Source organism: Streptomyces sp. NPDC059201 (assembly GCF_042754585.1).
Lineage (GTDB): Bacteria > Actinomycetota > Actinomycetes > Streptomycetales > Streptomycetaceae > Streptomyces.
On the sequence record NZ_JBHZBB010000001.1, the window covers coordinates 1,073,025 to 1,090,369 of the forward strand.

Sequence of the window (17,345 nt, forward strand, 5' to 3'; positions counted from 1 at the left end):
AGCTGGATGGTTGACGTCACATCAGAACCCTGCCGAACGGCGCCGGCTGCGGCACCCTTCGCACGGGAGTTCGGTGTCAAGACCGCGTCAGGATTGCCTCGGGGCCCCTTCCCGCCCCCCCTCGGAGCGCTCCGTTCCGCCGCGTCAGCCGCCCGCGCCGGGCAGCGAGACGACCATCGTCAGGCCGCCGCCCGGGGTGTCCTCGGGGGTCAGGGTCCCGGACATCGCCTCGGTGAGGCCCCGGGCGAGGGCCAGACCGAGGCCGACACCCGTGGTGTTGTCGGTGTCCCCCAGGCGCTGGAAGGGCTCGAAGACCCGCTCCCGGTCACCGGGCGGGAGGCCCGGGCCCCGGTCGACGACCCGGAGCTCCACGCGGCCCGCGAGGGCGCTCACCGTGAGCAGGACGGGGTGGGCGGGCGGGGAGTGGCGGATCGCGTTGCCCACCAGGTTGGCGACCACCCGTTCGAGCAGCGGTGGGTCGGCGAAGACCGGCGGCGCCTGCTCGAAGCCGTGCAGGACGGGCCGGGGCGCGTCGGACGGCAGGCTGTCCAGCGCCCCGGGCAGCACCTCCTCCAACTGCGTGGGGCGGAGCGAGAGCTTGAGGGCGCCCGCCTGGAGGCGGCTCATGTCGAGGAGGTTGTCGATGAGCCGGGCGAGCCGGGCCATGGACTCGTCGGCGGTGGCGAGCAGTTCCTCGCGCTCGTCCGGGGTGAACTCGACGTCGGTGCTGCGCAGGGAGGCGACGGCCGCCCATCCGGCGGCGAGCGGGGTGCGCAGGTCGTGGCTGACGGCGGCAAGGAGCGCCGTCCGCATCCGGTCGGCGGCCCGTACGGGCTCCACCTCCGCCGCGGCCTCGGCGAGCCGGGCGTGTTCGGCGGCCGCGGTGACGTGGGCGGCGAAGGCGGCCAGGACGCGCCGGTCCGAGGACGGCAGGGCCCGGCCGCGCAGGACGAGGAAGTGACCGTCTCCGACAGCGACTTGACTGACCGTCGGATCCCCCGCGTGCGCGTCGGACGCGCGAGCGGCCGGTACGAGTTCCGCGGAGTCGGCGCCGAAGATCTCGCGTGTACGGGAGAGCAGGGCCGGCACCGTGTGGTCGCCGCGCACCACCGAGCCGGCCAGCGAGGAGAGCGTCTCCGCCTCGGCGGTGGCCCGGGTCGCGCGTCTCGACAGGCGCAGCGAGCGGTCGACGGCTCCGGCGATGACGGCGGCCACGAGGACGAACACCGACAGGGCGAGCATGTTGTCGGCGTCGGCGAAGGTGAAGGCGCCCACGGGCGGTATGAACCAGTAGTTGAGGAGCAGCGACGCGGTGACGGCGGCCACGAGCGCCGAGACGACCCCGCCGATGCAGGCCACGCCCGCCACGGTGACGAGGAAGAGCAGCGCCTCGCTCGTCAGGTTGAACACCCCGCGCGTGCGGTCGAGGAGCAGCGTGAGCAGGACGGGCAGGACGAGCCCCGCGAGCGGTCCGGCGACCCGGCGCGCGAGCGGCAGCGTACGGCGGCGGGAGGGCAGCAGGCGGCCGTGCCCGGCCCGTTCGTGGGTGACCGTGTGGACGTCGATGTCCTCGGAGAGCGCGACGGTCGTCTCGCCGATGCCCCGGCCGGTCAGGAAGCGTTCGAGCCGGCCGCGGCGGCTGGTGCCGAGGACGAGCTGGGTGGCGTTCTCGGCGCGGGCGAACTCCACCAGGGAGGTGGGGACGTCGTCCCCGACGACGGTGTGGAAGCTGCCGCCGAGGCTCTCGACGAGCCTCCGCTGGCGGGCGAGCGCCGCCGACGAGGTGCCGGCGGCGAGTCCGTCGCTGCGGACGACGTGCACGGCGAGCAGCCGGCCCTGCGCCGTCCGCGCGGCGATCCGGCTCGCGCGCCGGATCAGCGTGTCGCCCTCGGGCCCGCCGGTGAGCGCGACGACGATCCGTTCGCGTATCTCCCACACGCCGCCGATGCCGCGCTCGGAGCGGTACCTGCGCAGCGCCTCGTCGACCCGGTCGGCCACCCACAGCAGGGCGAGCTCGCGCAGCGCGATGAGGTTGCCCGTACGGAAGTAGCTGGCGAGGGCGGCGTCGACGTCCTCCGGCGGGTGGATGTTGCCGTGGGCCATGCGGCGCCGCAGCTCCTGCGGGTCCATGTCGACGAGCTCGATCTGGTCGGCGCGGCGGACGACGGCGTCGGGGACGGTCTCCGCCCGGGGCACGCCGGTGATCTTCTCGACGACGTCGCTGAGCGACTCCAGGTGCTGGACGTTGACGGTGGTGACGACGTCGATCCCGGCGGCAAGCAGTTCCTCGACGTCCTGCCAGCGGTACGCGTTGCGCCCGCCCGGCGGGTTGGCGCGGGCGAGGTCGTCGACGAGGAGCAGGGCGGGCGCGCGCCGCAGCGCCCGGTCGAGGTCGAGACCGGCGTCGGGACCGGCTTCGGGATCGGGGTCGGGATCGGCGTCGGGATCGAGGTCGGACCCGGGGCGCGTCATGCCGTCGTACAGGGCGTGGACGGACTCCAGGGCCCTCAGGGGCTCCAGGGTCTCCAGACCGGCGAGCATCGCCTCGGTGTGCGGCCGGCCCCGGCAGGCGGCGACGCCGACGACGACGTCGGCGCCGCGGGCGGCTCTGCGCCGGCCCTCGTCCAGCATGCGGTAGGTCTTGCCGACCCCGGTGGCGGCGCCGACGAAGACCTTCAGCCGGCCCGGACGGACGTCCGGGACGACGGGCCCCGACGGCGCGGGCAGGTTCAGAACTTCTCCGGGCGGATGAGCGCGGCCACGAGATAGCCGACGATGCTGACGGCGACGATCAGTCCGACCACGTTCTCCACGCTCATGAGCGCTCCAACTCCCTGGTGAGGTCCTGCGGTTCTCCTGTGGTGAGGAAACCCGGTGCGCGGTGCGCGTACGAGCACTTTGACGGCTCCCTTGCGGGGTGCCGGCGGATGCTGACGGCGTCTTGGCGGATCTCTAGCGCGGGGAGACTCGAACGGGCGAATGCGTCACGGGGGGGGCGGGTCGTCCCGGGCCGCGACACCCCCTGGTGGTCGCGGACCGGGACGGCCCGACGGTCGGCCGACCGTCGCGGGTGTGGTGGTGACGGTCCGGGCCGTCTTTCCGGACCTCGCGCCCCACCGGGAACGGTGGCGCGCGCTCCTCCCACCTCCACACTCGGACGGTTGTCCGATCCCCCGTGCCGAGGATTCTGCGGCCCTCCGCGCCCCCGCCCGGACGCCGTTGACGTGGCCCTGACGCGCACGGGGGCCGATTTGACGAGCCCTTGACGACACCACTCGGCGGGCGTCAAAGAGGCGTCAATTCGGGCCTTCCGATGCGGTGTTCACCCCGCCGCGCGCCTACCTTTCTTCTCGGTCGCTCACCGGGCCGCGGACGTCAGTGGTCTGACCGTCCCGGACCGCGGGGCGCGGCAGCCCCTCCCATCCGGCCGCCGCGCCCCGCACCACGAGCGTCGCTGTCCGTCCGCAGCCGTCCCGTGGACGCCGGGCATCCGCCCGCGCGTCCACGGGACGCGGACGAGGACGGCCCTGCCGTGCTCCCCCGGCAAGCGCCGATCGGACGCGGCCGGGCTCATCCAGAAGGTCTTCCGCGATGCATCCCCGCGCGCCCCACCAGGCGCCCTCCGCTCCTCCGACGCCCTCCTCCCCGCACGCCCCGCAGGCACCGCCCACCCCGCAGGCACCGCCCGACCGCCCACCGCACCCGCCGAAGCGGCGGCGGTCGGAGGGGAGCGGGCTGCTCGATCCCGTACAGCTCCTGACATGCTTCCCCGAGGCCGTGCGCAAGCTGCATCCGCGGGCACTCGTGCGGAATCCGGTGCTGTTCGTCGTCGGGGTCGGATCGGTGCTCACGACCCTGTCGGCGGTCGTCAACCCCTCCGTGTTCACCTGGGTCATCAGCGTCTGGCTCTGGCTGACGGTGATCTTCGCCAACCTCGCCGAGGCGGTCGCGGAGGGCCGCGGCAAGGCGCAGGCCGAGTCGCTCCGGAAGGCGCGTACCGAGACGGTGGCGCTGCGGCTGAAGCACTGGCGGTACGGCACCGATCTCGACCGGGCGGAGACGGAGGCGGTCGCCGCCACCGACCTGGCCCTCTTCGACTTCGTCCTCGTGGAGGCCGGCGAGCTGATCCCGGCCGACGGCGACGTCGTCGACGGGGTCGCGGCGGTCGACGAGTCCGCCGTCACCGGCGAGTCCGCGCCCGTCGTCCGCGAGTCGGGCGGCGACCGGTCGGGCGTCACGGGCGGGACCACGGTGCTGTCGGACCGGATCGTCGTCCGGGTCACCTCCCGCCCCGGCCACTCCTTCATGGACCGGATGATCGCCCTGGTCGAGGGGGCCTCCCGGCAGAAGACGCCGAACGAGATCGCGCTGAACATCCTGCTCGCCGCCCTCACCGTGGTCTTCGTCCTGGTGGTCGTCGCGATCCAGCCCATGGCCGCGTACGCCGGCGCCGCCCCCTCCACCACCGTGCTCGTCGCCCTCCTCGTCACCCTGATCCCGACGACGATCGGCGCGCTGCTCTCGGCGATCGGCATCGCGGGCATGGACCGGCTCGTCCAGCGCAACGTGCTGGCCATGTCGGGACGCGCGGTGGAGGCGGCCGGGGACATCACCACCCTCCTCCTCGACAAGACCGGGACCATCACCCTCGGCAACCGGGAGGCCGCCGACTTCGTGCCGCTGCCGGGACTCGACGAGGCCCAGCTCGCGAACGCGGCGCAGCTCGCCTCGCTCGCGGACGAGACGCCCGAGGGCCGGTCCGTGGTGGTGCTCGCGAAGGAGCGGTACGGGCTGCGCGCCCCGGCCGAGGGCGAGCTGGCGAACGCCCGGTTCGTCGAGTTCAGCGCGCAGACCCGGATGAGCGGCATCGACCTGCGGTGGGGCGGCGGCGCCGCCCAGCACATCCGCAAGGGCGCGACGGCGCAGGTGATCGCCTGGGTCGAGATGTACGGCGGGAGGGTGCCGGCCGAGGCGCGCGCCTGGAGCGACCAGATCTCGGCGGCCGGCGGCACGCCCCTCCTGGTCGCCGTCCACGACTGGGACGGCCCCCGCGTCCTCGGCATCGTCCACCTCAAGGACGTGGTGAAGGAGGGGATCAGGGAGCGGTTCGCGGAGCTGCGCCGGATGGGCATCCGTACGGTCATGGTCACCGGCGACAACCCGCTGACCGCGCGGGCGATCGCGCGGGAGGCCGGGGTCGACGACTTCCTCGCCGAGGCGACGCCCGAGGACAAGCTGGACCTCATCAAGCGTGAGCAGGCGGGCGGCAAGCTGGTCGCGATGACCGGCGACGGCACCAACGACGCCCCGGCGCTCGCGCAGGCCGACGTCGGCGTGGCGATGAACACCGGCACGTCGGCCGCGAAGGAGGCCGGCACCATGGTCGACCTCGACTCCAACCCGACCAAGCTCATCGAGATCGTCGAGATCGGCAAGCAACTCCTCATCACCCGGGGCGCCCTGACGACCTTCTCGATCACCAACGACGTGGCGAAGTACTTCGCGATCATCCCCGCGATGTTCACCGGCGCCTACCCGGGGCTCGGCGCGCTGAACATCATGGGGCTGCACAGCCCCACCTCGGCCATCACCTCGGCGATCATCTTCAACGCCCTGATCATCGTGGCCCTGATCCCCCTCGCGCTGCGCGGCGTGCGCTACCGTCCCGCGTCCGCGCACGACCTGCTGCGCCGCAACCTGACCGTGTACGGGCTCGGCGGGCTCGTCCTGCCCTTCGTCGGCATCAAGGTCATCGACCTGATCGTGTCGGCCGTCCCCGGCCTCGGGTGAATTCCCGTCAGGAGGGCGTCAGGGAAAGCCGCTTCGCCTTGCCCGCCGCCCCCGGTTCGGATTCGATGGAGAGCATGAACAGCGCGTGGCTCCTGCTCGACCGGCCGCCCCATCGGGCGCCCCGTCGTGAGCCCCGCTGCCCGGAGACGTCCGCACACCGCTGACGTACCTCCGCATCGCCCCGGGGCGTCGTGACAGCACCTTGTCCGGCGCCCCTTCTCCATACCCGTACACACCTTTCATCCCTGAGGGACTGACCCTTTCATGTCCGAATCCGACCTTTCCTCCCGCACCGTCCTGGTCACCGGCGCCACCTCCGGCATCGGCTACCAGACCGCCCGGCTGCTCGCCGAGCGCGGGGCCACCGTGCTCGTGCACGGCCGCACCGCCGAGGAGGCGCTCGCCGCCACCGACCGGCTGATCAGCCTCGCCGGGATCGACGCCGCCCGACTCCGGCCGTTCGGCGCCGACTTCACCCGGCTGGAGGAGGTGGAGCGCCTCGCGCACCGGGTCCTGGCCGAGCACCCGCGCATCGACGTCCTCGTCAACAACGCGGGCATGGCGGCGCCCGAGCGCCACACGGTCACGCCCGACGGCAACGAGATCGCGTTCCAGGTCAACTTCCTCGCGCACTACCTGCTGACGCACCTCCTGGAGCCCGCGCTCACCGGCGGCACCGGCGGGCGGGTCGTGAACGTCTCCTCGTCCCTGCACCGCACCGGCTCCATCCAGTGGAACGACCCCAACCGCGTCCGCCGCTACTCGCGCCTCGCCGCCTACGCCCAGTCGCAGCTCGCCCTGACCGTCTTCGCCGCCGACCCGCGGGTCACCGCCGTCTCCGTCCACCCCGGCATCTGCGCCACCAGCCTCCTCCCCCTCTACGCCCACGAGGGCGTGTCGCCGGCCGACGGCGCCGCCCATGTCGTACGGCTCTGCGACCCGGCCACCGAGATCGTCAACGGCGCCTACTACGACCGCGACCACCGCGTCGCCCCCGCCCCGGTCGCCCAGGAGGAGCGCACGGTGAAGCGCCTCACCAAGCTCGCCGACCTCCTCGTCGGCCAGAACGCCTGAAAGGGGCACCGGACATGTCGAAGCGGTCCCGCAAAAAGAAAGCCCGCCGCAAGAAGAAGGCGAACCACGGCCGCAAGGCCGGACAGCGCTGACCCGAGGGGGCGGCCCGAGACCGGGCCGCCCCCTTCCCCCTGCCCCCCCCTTCTGTGCCAGGAGGTTCCCCCGTGATCCCGCACCCGTCCCACCAGCCCCCCGCCTCCGCCCGCGCGTTCCCCGCCGGGGCCCCCGGCACGGCGGCCCTCGCCGAGCACGTCCTCGCCACCGGCCACGGGCAGTGGTGGACCGACCGGTCCGACCGCCCGCGCGTCGTGGCGGTCTCCTGCGGCGACCACGCCCTCCTGGCCGGCGACCCGACCGCCGTGACCCCGGCGGAACTGGCCCCGCTCGCCCGGCACTACATCGACACCCCCGCGCGCTTCCTGCCCTCCCTCGGCGCCGCCTTCGAGCAGCTCGTGCCCTGGGAGCGGATGCTGTACGTCCACCGGGAAGAGGCCGCCGCGCCCCGCGTCCCCCGGGGCGTGACCGTCCGCCGGCTGGTGCCCGGGGACGCCCCGGCGCTCGCCGCGCTCGACCCCTCCATGGCCTGGATCCACGGCACCTGGGACGGCTCCGCCGCGCTGGCCGCGTCCGGCGTGGCCTGGGGCGCGTTCCGCCGCGACCGGGTGCTCGCCGTCGCCTGCACCCGGTTCCTCGGCAGCCGTTACGAGGACGTCGCCTGCGCCACCGCGCCCGAGGAACGCCGCCGGCACCTGGCCCTCGCCTGCGTCACCGGACTCACCGCCGACATCGCGGCCCGCGGCCACCGGGCCAGCTGGACCTGCTCCCGCCACAACCGGGCGAGCCGCCTCCTCGCCTGGACCGCCGGCTTCCGGCTGGCCCACGAGTACGTCCACCACGCCGCCGGGGCCGTCAGCCACGCGTCAAGGTTGGCCGAGGCCGCGTAGGAAGCACGTCAGGGCGGCCCGGCCGCGGGCGGCCACGGTTCTAGCGTCCGTCCCATGGAGCCACGATCCGCCCTGCCGCCCGAGCGCGGTGACCTCACCGTCCACGACAGCGCGTGGGCCGGCGAGGCCCGGGCCGCCGCCGGCTGCGCCGGCCTGCTGCTGGCCATGTCCCTGACCGTGGACGCCGGTGACGACGGGCTGACGCCGCCCGGCACGATCCTGTGGATCGCCCTGGCCGCCGCCCTCTTCGCGGTCCTGCTGCCCGCCAGGGTCGCCGCCGCGCCGGGCCTGCTGACCGTCCGGGGCCTATGGACCCGGACGGCCGTACGCACGGACCGGCTCACCGCCGTCCGCCGGCCGGACGGGGTGGAGCAGCGCCTCGTGCTGACCGACGCCGACGGCGCCCGCGCGCAGATCGACGTACGCGTCCTCCTCGCCAACCCGGCCCTGTGGCTGCTCCTCGAAGCCGGCGCACGGGCCTCCCGCGCGCACGGCACCCTCCGTGACGTCCGCGACCTCGACCTGCTCGCCCGTCACGTCGAACGGGTCACCGCCGACGCGGTCTTCACCGTTTCCGGCCTGCGCTGACGCCCTCCTCGTCGAGCGCCGCCGCGGCCTGGGCCGCGAGGTCGGCGGCGACCAGGCGGGCCTCCAGGGAGGGCGGCACGGAGCCGGGCTCGGGGGTCAGCAGGAAGCGGCCCTGGTAGCGCCCGTGGGCGAGGGCCCGCAGCTCGATCTCGCCCTCCGGCCAGCCCTGCCGCTCCAGGTCCCAGATCCAGCCGTCCACCTGGACCGTCCCGTCGGGTTCCAGCCGCGGCGGGCGCCCGATGAGCGTCCCGTACTCGAACCGGCACGCCCGCAGCTCCAGCACCTCGGTCAGCTCTCGCCGCACCCGCCGGACGACGTCGTCGGAGGAGGCGCTGGAGCGGGCCAGCCGGGTCGTGGCGTGCAGCCGCTCCAGGTGCGTGGCGTCCGCGACCGCGACGCGCTTCAGCGTCCGGCCGCGCGCGGCGAGCTGCGACACGATCAGACCGACGACCAGGAGCAGCACGGCGGTCTCGACGTCGGCCCGGTCGCGGATGTCGAAACTCTGGTACGGCTCGGTGTGGAGGAAGTCGAACCACGCGGCGGCCGACAGGGCGGCGAGCGCCCCGGCGAACCGGTTGCCGAAGGCCGCCACGGCCACGACCACCACGACCAGCAGCAGCGCGAGGTTGGTAGGGGTGACGGACGTCCGCAGCGGCACCAGCAGGAGGGCGGCGGCGAGCGGTGCCAGGGCGCCGGCGGCGACGGCGACCGTGTCCCGGAGCGGCATCCTCATGACTCCCACCTCGCAAGATCGGGCCCCCCGCGTCCCCCTCCACGACAAGCCTCCGCCCGGTGCGGCGTGGCCGGCACCGGGCGGAGGGGTCTCTTACGGATCCCTGACGGTCAGCAGCGGAAGCGGAGCCGGCACACGACGGCGTCGGTGTCCCGGCGCACGGCGTGGGCGACGACCGCGCCCCGCTGGTTCTGGAGCAGCCGCTGCCACAGGTGCTCCGGCTCGGCCTCCGGGATGAGGACGGTGACCCGGGTGCCCGGCTCGCTCGTCCCCAGGTCGCGTACGTAGGCGGTGATGGGCCGGCCCAGGGAGCGCCGCTCGGACGGGATCCGTACGAGGGGAACGCCGGGGCTCCACAGGGCCCAGTCCCGCTCCAGGGCCTCGGTGGCCGCCTGGTCCTCCGGGTCGGGGTGACAGACGGTGACGGCGCGGACCTCGTCGCCGAGGGAGACGGCGGCGGTGAGGGCCTCGCTGGTGAGCCGGGTCAGCGAGGAGACGGGCACCAGGACGAGGGAGCGCTCGCGGTGCGGCGGCTCGGGGATCCGGCCGACGCCGAGGCGCTCGCCGATCCGTCCGTACGCCCGGTGGACGGCCTCGAAGGCGAGGACGAGGACGGGGAGGGCGATGACGATCAGCCAGGCGCCGTCGTGGAACTTGGTGGCGGTGACGACGATCGCGGAGACGCCGGTCAGGACGGCGCCGAGGCCGTTGAGGACGGCCTTCGCGGCCCACTTGGGTCCGCGCACCAGGCGCCAGTGCAGGACCATGCCGGTCTGGGCGATGGTGAAGCCGACGAAGACGCCGATGGCGAAGAGCGGGACGAGGGTGTTGGTGTCGCCGCCGGAGAAGACCAGCAGGGCGGCGGAGACGACGGCGAGCCAGACGACGCCGTGGCGGTGCACCTGCCGGTCGGCCTTGAGGCCGAAGACGTGCGGCAGGTAGTTGTCGCGGGCCAGCAGCTTCAGCAGGACGGGCAGGCCGCCGAAGGAGGTGTTGGCGGAGAGCGCGAGCAGCACCATGGTGGCGAACTGGACGACGTAGAAAGCCCAGTTGTGGCCGAGGGAGGCGTCGGCGAGCTGGGCGAGGACGGTGACGCCCTCCACGGGCTGGAGCCCGAAGCGGGAGATCAGCACCGAGAGCCCGATCAGCATCACGCCGAGGAGCCCGCCCAGCGCGACCTCGGCGCGCATCGCCCGCCGGGCGGCCGGCTTGCGGAACGACGGCACGGCGTTGGCGATGGCCTCGACGCCGGTGAGGGCGGAGCAGCCGGAGGCGAACGCCTTCAGCAGGAGCAGCGCGCCGACCGTGGTCGCGTTGTCGGCGAGGACGGAGGCATGACCGGCGGACGCGGCCGTGGAGACGGGGGCGTCGCGGAAGAGGCCGACGACGATCAGCGTGAGGATGGCCGCGATGAAGACCGCGGTCGGCGCGATGAACGCGCGGGCCGAGTCGACGATGCCCCGCAGGTTGACCCCGGTGATGAGGACGAGGACCGCCAGGCAGATGACCAGCCGGTCGCCGTACAGCTCGGGGAAGGCCGAGGTCAGCGCGGCGACACCGGCGGTGACGGCGACGGCGACGTTCAGGACGTAGTCCAGGACGAGGGAGGCGGCGGCGACCAGGCTGGTCCGCCGCCCCAGGTGCGCCTTGGCGACGGCGTAGGAACCGCCGCCGTCCGGGAAGGCCGCGATGACCTGGCGGTACGAGGCGACCAGCACGGCCAGCAGGCCGGCGATGGCCAGCGTGACCGGGAGCGTGAACCCGAGCCCGTACCCGCCGGCCGCCGCCAGGACGAGCACGATCGCCTCGGGGCCGTACGCCACCGACGCCATGGCGTCGAGCGAGAGCGCGGCCAGGCCGGTGACGGCCGTCAGCTTGTGCCGCGCGCCGGGATCCGGGGGTTCCTCGACTGCGGGTGCGGCACCGTTCTCGGTGGTCAGAGCGGTCATGCGGGTGATCTCCTTCGTACTCAGGTCCGCTCAGGGTGTGCCCCCGGCGGCCGGTTCTCCTCCTTTCCTGGCGGGTTCTTGGCGCCTGACGGCCCTCTCTTCACACCTTCTTGATGCGGACGGGCCGGGATACGGCGGTCCCGGGAGCTACCGTCGGGATATGAGCCAGAACAGCGCGCGGACACCCGGGGACAGGCGCATGCGGCGCATATCGCTGTCGCTCGCCGCCGGCGCCGTGCCCGTGTGCGTCCTCGGAGCCGCGGCCGGCACCGTCTGGCTGCTCGGCGCGGCCGCCTGGCTCCTCATCGCGGCCGCCCTGATCGAACTCGTCTACCGCCCCTGAGCCGTCGAGTCCGCGTTCGGCGCCGACCGGGACCGCCGCCCGCGCGTCCACGTCGGCCAGGTCACGTGCCCTCAACCGCCCAGTGCCGTACGGATCAGGGTGTCGACGCGGTGCCAGGCGGGAGAGGAGGCGTTGACGCGGCTCTGGACGAGGGCCGGGATCCGGGAGGCGGTGTCCACGTGGGGCGGGTCCTCGGAGCCGTAGCGCTCGCGGGTGGCGGCGACGATGCGGCGGGCGAGGTCGTCGACGCGGGGATCGCCGGGCGCGAGGTCGTGCGCGCGGTCGTAGTCGAGGAAGAGGCGGCGCAGCGCCGGGTCGGCGAGGCTGTCGGCCTGGTCGCGGAAGAGGCCCGTCGCCTCGTCCGGGTGGGTGGCGAAGACCAGGATCCACAGGTCGCGCTGGAGCTCCGTCCAGCGCGCGGTGAACCCCCAGCCGGCCAGCCGCTCCAGATGCGCCACGACCTCGGCGGGCAGCGGGGACAGCCTCCCCGCCGCGAGGCGGCGCAGCCGGTCCCGGGTGGCGCGCAGCTCGCGGATGCGGGCGGTGAGGCCGTCCTCGACCTCGCCCAGCGCCCGCTCGAACTCCGCCTCGTCGGCGGCTCTCAGCTCACGAATCCGGGCCAGGGGGACGCCCGCCTCCGCGAGGGTGCGGATCTTGACGAGGTCGACGACGGCGTCCGCGTCGTACCGCCGGTAGCCCGAGGCGTCACGGCCGGGTTCGGGGAGCAGTCCCTTGGCGTGGTAGACGCGGACGGTCTTGATCGAGACCCCGACGTACCCGGCCAGCTGTCCGATGGTGATCACCCCGCCATCGTCCCTTGACCTTGCCCCTGGGGCAGGGTCGCACCATGGCCGCATGAACGAGAACCATGGGGATGAAGTGGACCGGGAGACCCTGCGCGAGCTGGCCGACGCCGGGAACGAGAAGGCCCTGGACCGGCTCGCCGACCTCGCCGACGCGTCCGGCGACGTGGACGCGCTGAGCGGGCTGCTGGACGAGGGGTCGTCCCGAGCCGGGTTCCTGCTGACCCGGCGGGCGGTCGCCGCGCGTGATCCGCGCGAGCTCCAGCGCATCGCCGACGCGGGGTACGAGGAGGCGGAGGCCGAGGTGGACCGGCTGCTCAGTGGCCGCGCGGGGCGTACATGATGACGCCCATGCCGGCGAGGCAGATCAGGGCGCCGATGACGTCGAAGCGGTCGGGGCGGTAGCCGTCGGCGACCATGCCCCAGGCGATCGAGCCGGCGACGAAGACGCCGCCGTACGCGGCGAGGATGCGCCCGAAGTTGTCGTCGCTCTGGAAGGTGGCGACGACGCCGTACAGGCCGAGCGCGATGACGCCGGCGCCGATCCAGATCCACCCCTTGTGCTCGCGCAGGCCCTGCCAGACGAGCCAGGCGCCCCCGATCTCGAACAGGGCGGCGACGGCGAACAGGGCGATGGAGCGGGCGACGAGCACGGTGAGGGGCTTCCTGGTCCGGGAGGGGGGCGGGGCGCGGGCGCGGGATCCGCGCGCCCGGGTCATGCCCCGACCCTAGAGCGTCGGCCGGAGGTACGGGTACGAGCCCCGGGCCCGTACCCGTACCGGTACCCGCACTCGTCCCCGTACTCGTACGCGTACCCCTTCTCCTACAGGCCGACGTCGCGGCGGTTCAGGTCGTCCAGGGACTCGCGGCGGACGAGCGTGCGCGCGGTGCCGTCCTTCACGGCGACGACGGGGGGTCGGCCGACCATGTTGTAGCCGGAGGCCATGGACAGGTGGTAGGCGCCGGCGACCGGGACGGCGAGCAGGTCGCCGGGGTGGACGTCCTCGGGCAGCGGGACCCCGTCCGCGAGGATGTCCCCGGCCTCGCAGTGGCGGCCGACGACGGTGACGAGGCGGGGCGCGGCCGTGGTGTGCCGGCCGATGAGCCGGGGCGCGTACCGCACGCCGTACAGCGCGGGCCGGGGGTTGTCGCTCATGCCGCCGTCGACGGCGACGAAGGTGTGCGTCCCGGTGCGTTTGACGGCGAGGACCCGGTAGACGCAGACGCCGGCGGGGGCGACGACCGCGCGTCCCGGCTCGATGGTGAGCCGGGGCACGGGCAGCCCCGTCTCGGCGCAGGCGTCGCGGAGTTCGTCCCGGACGCGCCGGGCGAGCCGCGGCACGTCGAGGCTGTCCTCGCCGGGCCGGTACGCGACGCCGTGCCCGCCGCCGATGTCCAGCTGCGGCAGCTCCACGCCGTGCTCGTCGCGGATCCGCGCCATGAGGCCGACCATGCGCCGCACCGCCGCCGCGTACGGCTCGACGGTGGTGATCTGCGAGCCGATGTGGCAGTGCAGGCCGACGAGTTCGAGGCGGGTCTGCCCGAGCACCCGGGCGACGGCCTGCTGCGCGGAGCCGTCCTGGAGGGACAGCCCGAACTTCTGGTCCTCCGTGCCGGTCCGCACCTTGGCGTGTCCGCCCGCGTCGATGCCGGGGACGACGCGCAGCATGACCCGCTGGCGGGAGCCGTGCGGGACGAGGGCGGCGAGGCGCGCGATCTCGGAGGTGCTGTCGACGACGATCCGCCCGACCCCGAGGCGTACGGCGGTGCCGAGGTCCTCGGGGCTCTTGGCATTGCCGTGGAGCACGATCCGCTCGGGCGGGAAGCCGGTGGTGACGGCGAGCATGAGCTCTCCGGCCGAGCACACGTCCAGGCCCAGGTCCTCCTCGCGGACCCAGTGGGCCATGGCGCGGCAGAGGAACGCCTTGGCGGCGTAGACGACGTCGGCCTCGGGGAACGCCGTGCGGTAGGTGCGGCAGCGCTCGCGGACCTCGTCCTCGTCCAGGACGTAGGCGGGGGTGCCGAAGCGGCCGGCGGTCTCGGCGAGGGACACGCCGGCGACGGTGACGTCCCCGCCGTGCGCGGGGCGGGCGGAGCGCGGCCAGACGGCCAGCCCGTCGGTGTCGTCGGTGTCGTCCGCTGCGGGCGGCGGCACCAGGGGTGAGGTGAGTGATACGGACATGGCGCCTCCTCAGCCGATCAAAAGGTCGATGCACGAGACGAGGGCGGCGGCGCCCGCCACCCGTAGGACGCCCACGTGGTCGGGGTCCCAGGTCCGCCAGGAGCCCTCGTCGCCCCTGCCCTCGCCCCGGCCCTCGTCGTCCCGGCCCTCGCCCCGGCCCTCGCCCCGGTCCTCGCCGCGGTCCTCGCCTCGCTGCTTCGAGACCGCCGGTGCGGAGAGCTGCGGGTCGACGACGAGGGAGGTGACGCCCAAGGGCGCGACGAGCGCGCGCAGGGCGGGCTCGGCGAGCCTGACGTGGTCGTGGTCCGGGCCGAGCGTGGCGGCGAGCGCGGCGGCGGAGGTGAATCCGACGGCCGTGCGGTCGCCCCGGGGCGTACGGAAGAGCCGGGCGCTCCAGCCCGTGGGTCCCGACCGGACGGGGACGAGCAGCGGAGGTCCGGCCGGGACGCGTTCGGAAGGCTCGGGATCCTCGGAATGCTCGACTTCAGTCATGACAACGCCCCTCTACGTACGGTTCGCGGAAGTTCCAGGACGAAGCTATGCCCGCCGCACCGGGCCCCGGCCACCTCACTGACGGGCGCTTGACGGGATGCGCCGGAGCCGTAACGCGCTCCTGACGTCCGGCGGACGCCAGTCAGGGGGTGTCCTCCGTCAGCCCGCGGGTGTCGAAGCGGCGCCACGGGGTGAGGCGGCGGTGCGCGTCGGCGAGGTCGTCCAGGAGGGGCGAGGGCGGGACGGCCAGGACCGGGCAGTCGGCGTGGGTGACGCAGTACCGGACGACCGACGGGCCCAGCAGCCGCCGGAGCCCGCCGCGCCGCCCCGCGCCGACCACCAGGAGGTCGCCGGCGCGGTCGGCCGACTCGACCAGCGCGGGGCCGGGCAGGCCCCGGGCGACCACGCCCTGCCAGGGCACGCCGGGGCCCGCGCTGCCGAACGCGGCGTCGATGGTCTCAAGGAGCCGGTCCTCGGCGGCGCGGCGGAAGTCGATCGCGGGCGGCGACACGACGTGCCGCTGGGCCGTCCCGCCGTCCGGCGGCTGCCAGGCCAGGACCGCGACGAGCGCGGCGCTCGTACGACGCGCCTCGTCCACGGCCCGGTGCAGGGCCGCCAGGCAGGCCATCGAACCGCTCACCCCGACCACGACGCGCCGGTCCTCGGCACCGCTCATGGCTCCCTCACTCCTCGTCGTACACGCATGCGGACAGCTGTGCTCCCTGCATACGCCCGAGGACGGCCGGCGGGCCATGGCGCCCGGGTGTGCCTGACGCATCCCTGACGCGGAAGCGCCGGGCACGCGCGCGCGTACGGGCCGCGCTCTCCCCCTCACCTCGCCGGGGCGGCCCGCCGGCCGTCACCTCCTCCGGACCCTCAGCAGCAGGCGCAGCCCTTGCCCTGCCAGGCGTCGACGCCTTCCTTGACGGCGATGGCGGCGATGACGAGGGCGGCGATCGGATCGGCCCAGGACCAGCCGAGCGTGGCGTTGAGGAGGAGGCCGGCCAGCAGCACCGCGGACAGGTAGGTGCAGAGGAGGGTCTGCTTCGAGTCGGCGACCGCGGACGCGGAGCCGAGTTCGCGGCCCGCCCTGCGCTGCGCGGCGGACAGGAACGGCATGATCGCGAGCGAGAGCGCGGCGATCACGATGCCCGGCACGGAGGTGTCCGCCTCGCCGGTCCCGGCGAGGGCACGGACGGCGTCGATGCCGACGTACGCGGCGAGGGCGAAGAAGGAGACGGCGATGATCCGCAGCGTCGTCTTCTCGCGTGCCTCGCGCACGGCGTGGTCGCGGGCGGAGAACTGCCAGGCGACCGCGGCGGCGGAGGACACCTCGATCACCGAGTCCAGGCCGAAGCCGATGAGCGCGGTGGACGAGGCGATCGTCCCGGCGGTGATCGCGACGACCGCCTCGATCACGTTGTAGGTGATCGTCGCGGCGACGAGGAACCGTATGCGCCGCGCCAGGGCGTCCCTCCGGGCGGGCGAGGGACCCAGGGACATGACGCTCATCAGCAGCAGCCCTTCGTCTCGGCGTCCGCGCACGTCTTGTCGGCCTCCACCGCGAGGACCACGGAGCGCAGGTCGCCGAGCGCGTGCCCGAGGCGGGCGTCGGCGAGTTCGTACCGGGTGCGGCGCCCGTCGGGGACCGCCACGACCAGGCCGCAGTCCCGCAGACACGCGAGGTGGTTCGACAGGCGGGTTCGGGAGATCCCCAGGTCGTCGGCGAACTCCGAGGGATAGCCGGGGCCCTGTTGCAGCTTGAGCAGGATACGGCAGCGGATCGGGTCGGCCAGGGCGCGGCCGAACCGCGCGAGCGCCTCGATGTCGGTGGCGAGCGTCAGCATGCGACGACAGTACAGCGAATCCTGAATTCAGGGAATCGTGGATTGATGGCGGCGCGGTCACGTGGATCGCGGTCACGTGGCGCCCGCGCCGGGGCGGTATTCCGGTGCCCGAAGTGGATCACCCGATTACGCTCGCCGTCATGTCCCTTGAGATGAACGACACCGTACGTGCCCTGCTCGACGCTCCGATCCCGGCCGTCCTCGCCACCCTCAACCCCGACGGCGGGCCGCAGAGTTCCGTGGTCTGGGTGAGCCGCGACGGCGACGAGCTGCTGATCTCCACCACCCAGGGCCGCCGCAAGGCGCGGAACATGCTCCGCGACCCGCGCGTCGGCCTGACCGTCTTCGACCCCGCCGACACGGACCTGTACGTCGAGATACGCGGCACCGCCGCCCTCACCGAGGACACCGGCCGCGCGGTGGCCGTCCGCCTCGCCGAGGAGTACGTCGGCCCGGGCGGCGGCCAGGAGTACCTGGAGGCCCCGCCGGAGGAGGTCCGCGTGGTCGTCCGCATCACCCCGACCAAGATCCTCGGCAGCGCCACCCGGGTCGGCCGGGCCCCGGCCGGCGAGTGACGGGCTCAGACTGACAGCCCTGGGC

General features: G+C 74.1%; 18 protein-coding genes. 7 read left to right on the plus strand and 11 right to left on the minus strand.

Annotated elements, in window-relative coordinates; all coding sequences use genetic code 11:
* Window positions 1–144 precede the first annotated feature (144 nt).
* Together ACFXMG_RS04750 and kdpF are read right to left on the minus strand one after the other, a co-directional pair.
* Window positions 145–2,631 (minus strand): ATP-binding protein, encoded by a 2,487-nt coding sequence (locus ACFXMG_RS04750; protein WP_383815010.1) that lies wholly within the window; start codon window positions 2,629–2,631, stop codon window positions 145–147.
* Window positions 2,632–2,729: 98 nt separating this feature from the next.
* A complete protein-coding gene (kdpF, locus tag ACFXMG_RS04755; protein WP_351900698.1) occupies window positions 2,730–2,819 on the minus strand; it encodes a K(+)-transporting ATPase subunit F in 90 nt (29 codons plus the stop codon).
* 772 nt (window positions 2,820–3,591) lie between these two features.
* Between kdpF and kdpB the strand changes: the two genes are divergently transcribed.
* From kdpB to ACFXMG_RS04775, 4 genes are all read left to right on the plus strand, one after another.
* On the plus strand, window positions 3,592–5,790 hold the full coding sequence (gene kdpB / locus ACFXMG_RS04760; RefSeq protein WP_383819235.1) for a potassium-transporting ATPase subunit KdpB: 2,199 nt from the start codon (window positions 3,592–3,594) through the stop codon (window positions 5,788–5,790).
* Window positions 5,791–6,054: 264 nt separating this feature from the next.
* Window positions 6,055–6,864: an SDR family NAD(P)-dependent oxidoreductase gene (locus ACFXMG_RS04765; protein ID WP_383819233.1), complete on the plus strand. Its 810-nt coding sequence runs from the start codon at window positions 6,055–6,057 to the stop codon at window positions 6,862–6,864.
* Between the two features lie 164 nt (window positions 6,865–7,028).
* A complete protein-coding gene (locus ACFXMG_RS04770; RefSeq protein ID WP_383819231.1) occupies window positions 7,029–7,808 on the plus strand; it encodes a GNAT family N-acetyltransferase in 780 nt (259 codons plus the stop codon).
* A gap of 54 nt (window positions 7,809–7,862) precedes the next feature.
* Complete coding sequence (locus ACFXMG_RS04775; RefSeq protein WP_383819229.1) at window positions 7,863–8,396, plus strand: hypothetical protein; 534 nt, start codon at window positions 7,863–7,865, stop codon at window positions 8,394–8,396.
* On the opposite strand, the gene ACFXMG_RS04780 is transcribed toward ACFXMG_RS04775, so the two are convergent.
* Together ACFXMG_RS04780 and ACFXMG_RS04785 are read right to left on the minus strand one after the other, a co-directional pair.
* Complete coding sequence (locus tag ACFXMG_RS04780; RefSeq protein WP_383819227.1) at window positions 8,374–9,129, minus strand: DUF4118 domain-containing protein; 756 nt, start codon at window positions 9,127–9,129, stop codon at window positions 8,374–8,376. The two genes, ACFXMG_RS04775 and ACFXMG_RS04780, sit on opposite strands and share 23 nt — an antisense overlap.
* A 110-nt stretch (window positions 9,130–9,239) precedes the next feature.
* Window positions 9,240–11,078, minus strand: a complete 1,839-nt coding sequence (locus ACFXMG_RS04785; RefSeq protein ID WP_383819225.1) for an APC family permease — start codon at window positions 11,076–11,078, stop codon at window positions 9,240–9,242.
* A gap of 160 nt (window positions 11,079–11,238) precedes the next feature.
* Between ACFXMG_RS04785 and ACFXMG_RS04790 the strand changes: the two genes are divergently transcribed.
* A complete protein-coding gene (locus ACFXMG_RS04790; RefSeq protein ID WP_383819223.1) occupies window positions 11,239–11,421 on the plus strand; it encodes a hypothetical protein in 183 nt (60 codons plus the stop codon).
* Window positions 11,422–11,492: 71 nt separating this feature from the next.
* Here the strand turns inward: ACFXMG_RS04790 and ACFXMG_RS04795 are convergent, their stop codons facing one another.
* Window positions 11,493–12,224, minus strand: coding sequence for a MerR family transcriptional regulator (locus tag ACFXMG_RS04795; RefSeq protein ID WP_383819221.1), 732 nt, complete (start codon window positions 12,222–12,224; stop codon window positions 11,493–11,495).
* A 52-nt stretch (window positions 12,225–12,276) separates the two neighbouring features.
* Here ACFXMG_RS04795 and ACFXMG_RS04800 point away from each other — a divergent pair, with 52 nt between their 5' ends.
* Window positions 12,277–12,567 (plus strand): hypothetical protein, encoded by a 291-nt coding sequence (locus tag ACFXMG_RS04800; RefSeq protein ID WP_383819219.1) that lies wholly within the window; start codon window positions 12,277–12,279, stop codon window positions 12,565–12,567.
* Here the strand turns inward: ACFXMG_RS04800 and ACFXMG_RS04805 are convergent.
* The 6 genes from ACFXMG_RS04805 to ACFXMG_RS04830 form a co-directional block, all read right to left on the minus strand.
* Window positions 12,542–12,877 carry a YnfA family protein gene (locus ACFXMG_RS04805; RefSeq protein ID WP_383819241.1) on the minus strand — a complete coding sequence of 112 codons (336 nt, stop codon included), beginning with the start codon at window positions 12,875–12,877 and terminating at the stop codon, window positions 12,542–12,544. The two genes, ACFXMG_RS04800 and ACFXMG_RS04805, sit on opposite strands and share 26 nt — an antisense overlap.
* Window positions 12,878–13,047: 170 nt before the next feature.
* The gene (lysA, locus tag ACFXMG_RS04810) at window positions 13,048–14,406 is read right to left on the minus strand and encodes a diaminopimelate decarboxylase (protein WP_383819217.1); all 1,359 of its coding nucleotides are present in this window, start codon (window positions 14,404–14,406) and stop codon (window positions 13,048–13,050) included.
* A 9-nt stretch (window positions 14,407–14,415) separates the two neighbouring features.
* Window positions 14,416–14,898: an SAV_915 family protein gene (locus ACFXMG_RS04815; protein ID WP_383819215.1), complete on the minus strand. Its 483-nt coding sequence runs from the start codon at window positions 14,896–14,898 to the stop codon at window positions 14,416–14,418.
* 142 nt (window positions 14,899–15,040) lie between these two features.
* On the minus strand, window positions 15,041–15,574 hold the full coding sequence (locus tag ACFXMG_RS04820) for a universal stress protein (RefSeq protein ID WP_383819213.1): 534 nt from the start codon (window positions 15,572–15,574) through the stop codon (window positions 15,041–15,043).
* 200 nt (window positions 15,575–15,774) lie between these two features.
* Window positions 15,775–16,410 carry a cation transporter gene (locus ACFXMG_RS04825; protein WP_383819239.1) on the minus strand — a complete coding sequence of 212 codons (636 nt, stop codon included), beginning with the start codon at window positions 16,408–16,410 and terminating at the stop codon, window positions 15,775–15,777.
* Window positions 16,410–16,745, minus strand: a complete 336-nt coding sequence (locus ACFXMG_RS04830) for an ArsR/SmtB family transcription factor (protein WP_383819212.1) — start codon at window positions 16,743–16,745, stop codon at window positions 16,410–16,412. The genes ACFXMG_RS04825 and ACFXMG_RS04830 overlap by 1 nt, the downstream gene beginning before the upstream one ends.
* Window positions 16,746–16,885: 140 nt before the next feature.
* On the opposite strand from ACFXMG_RS04830, the gene ACFXMG_RS04835 reads away from it, so the two are divergent.
* Window positions 16,886–17,320 (plus strand): PPOX class F420-dependent oxidoreductase, encoded by a 435-nt coding sequence (locus ACFXMG_RS04835; RefSeq protein WP_383819210.1) that lies wholly within the window; start codon window positions 16,886–16,888, stop codon window positions 17,318–17,320.
* Window positions 17,321–17,345 lie beyond the last annotated feature (25 nt).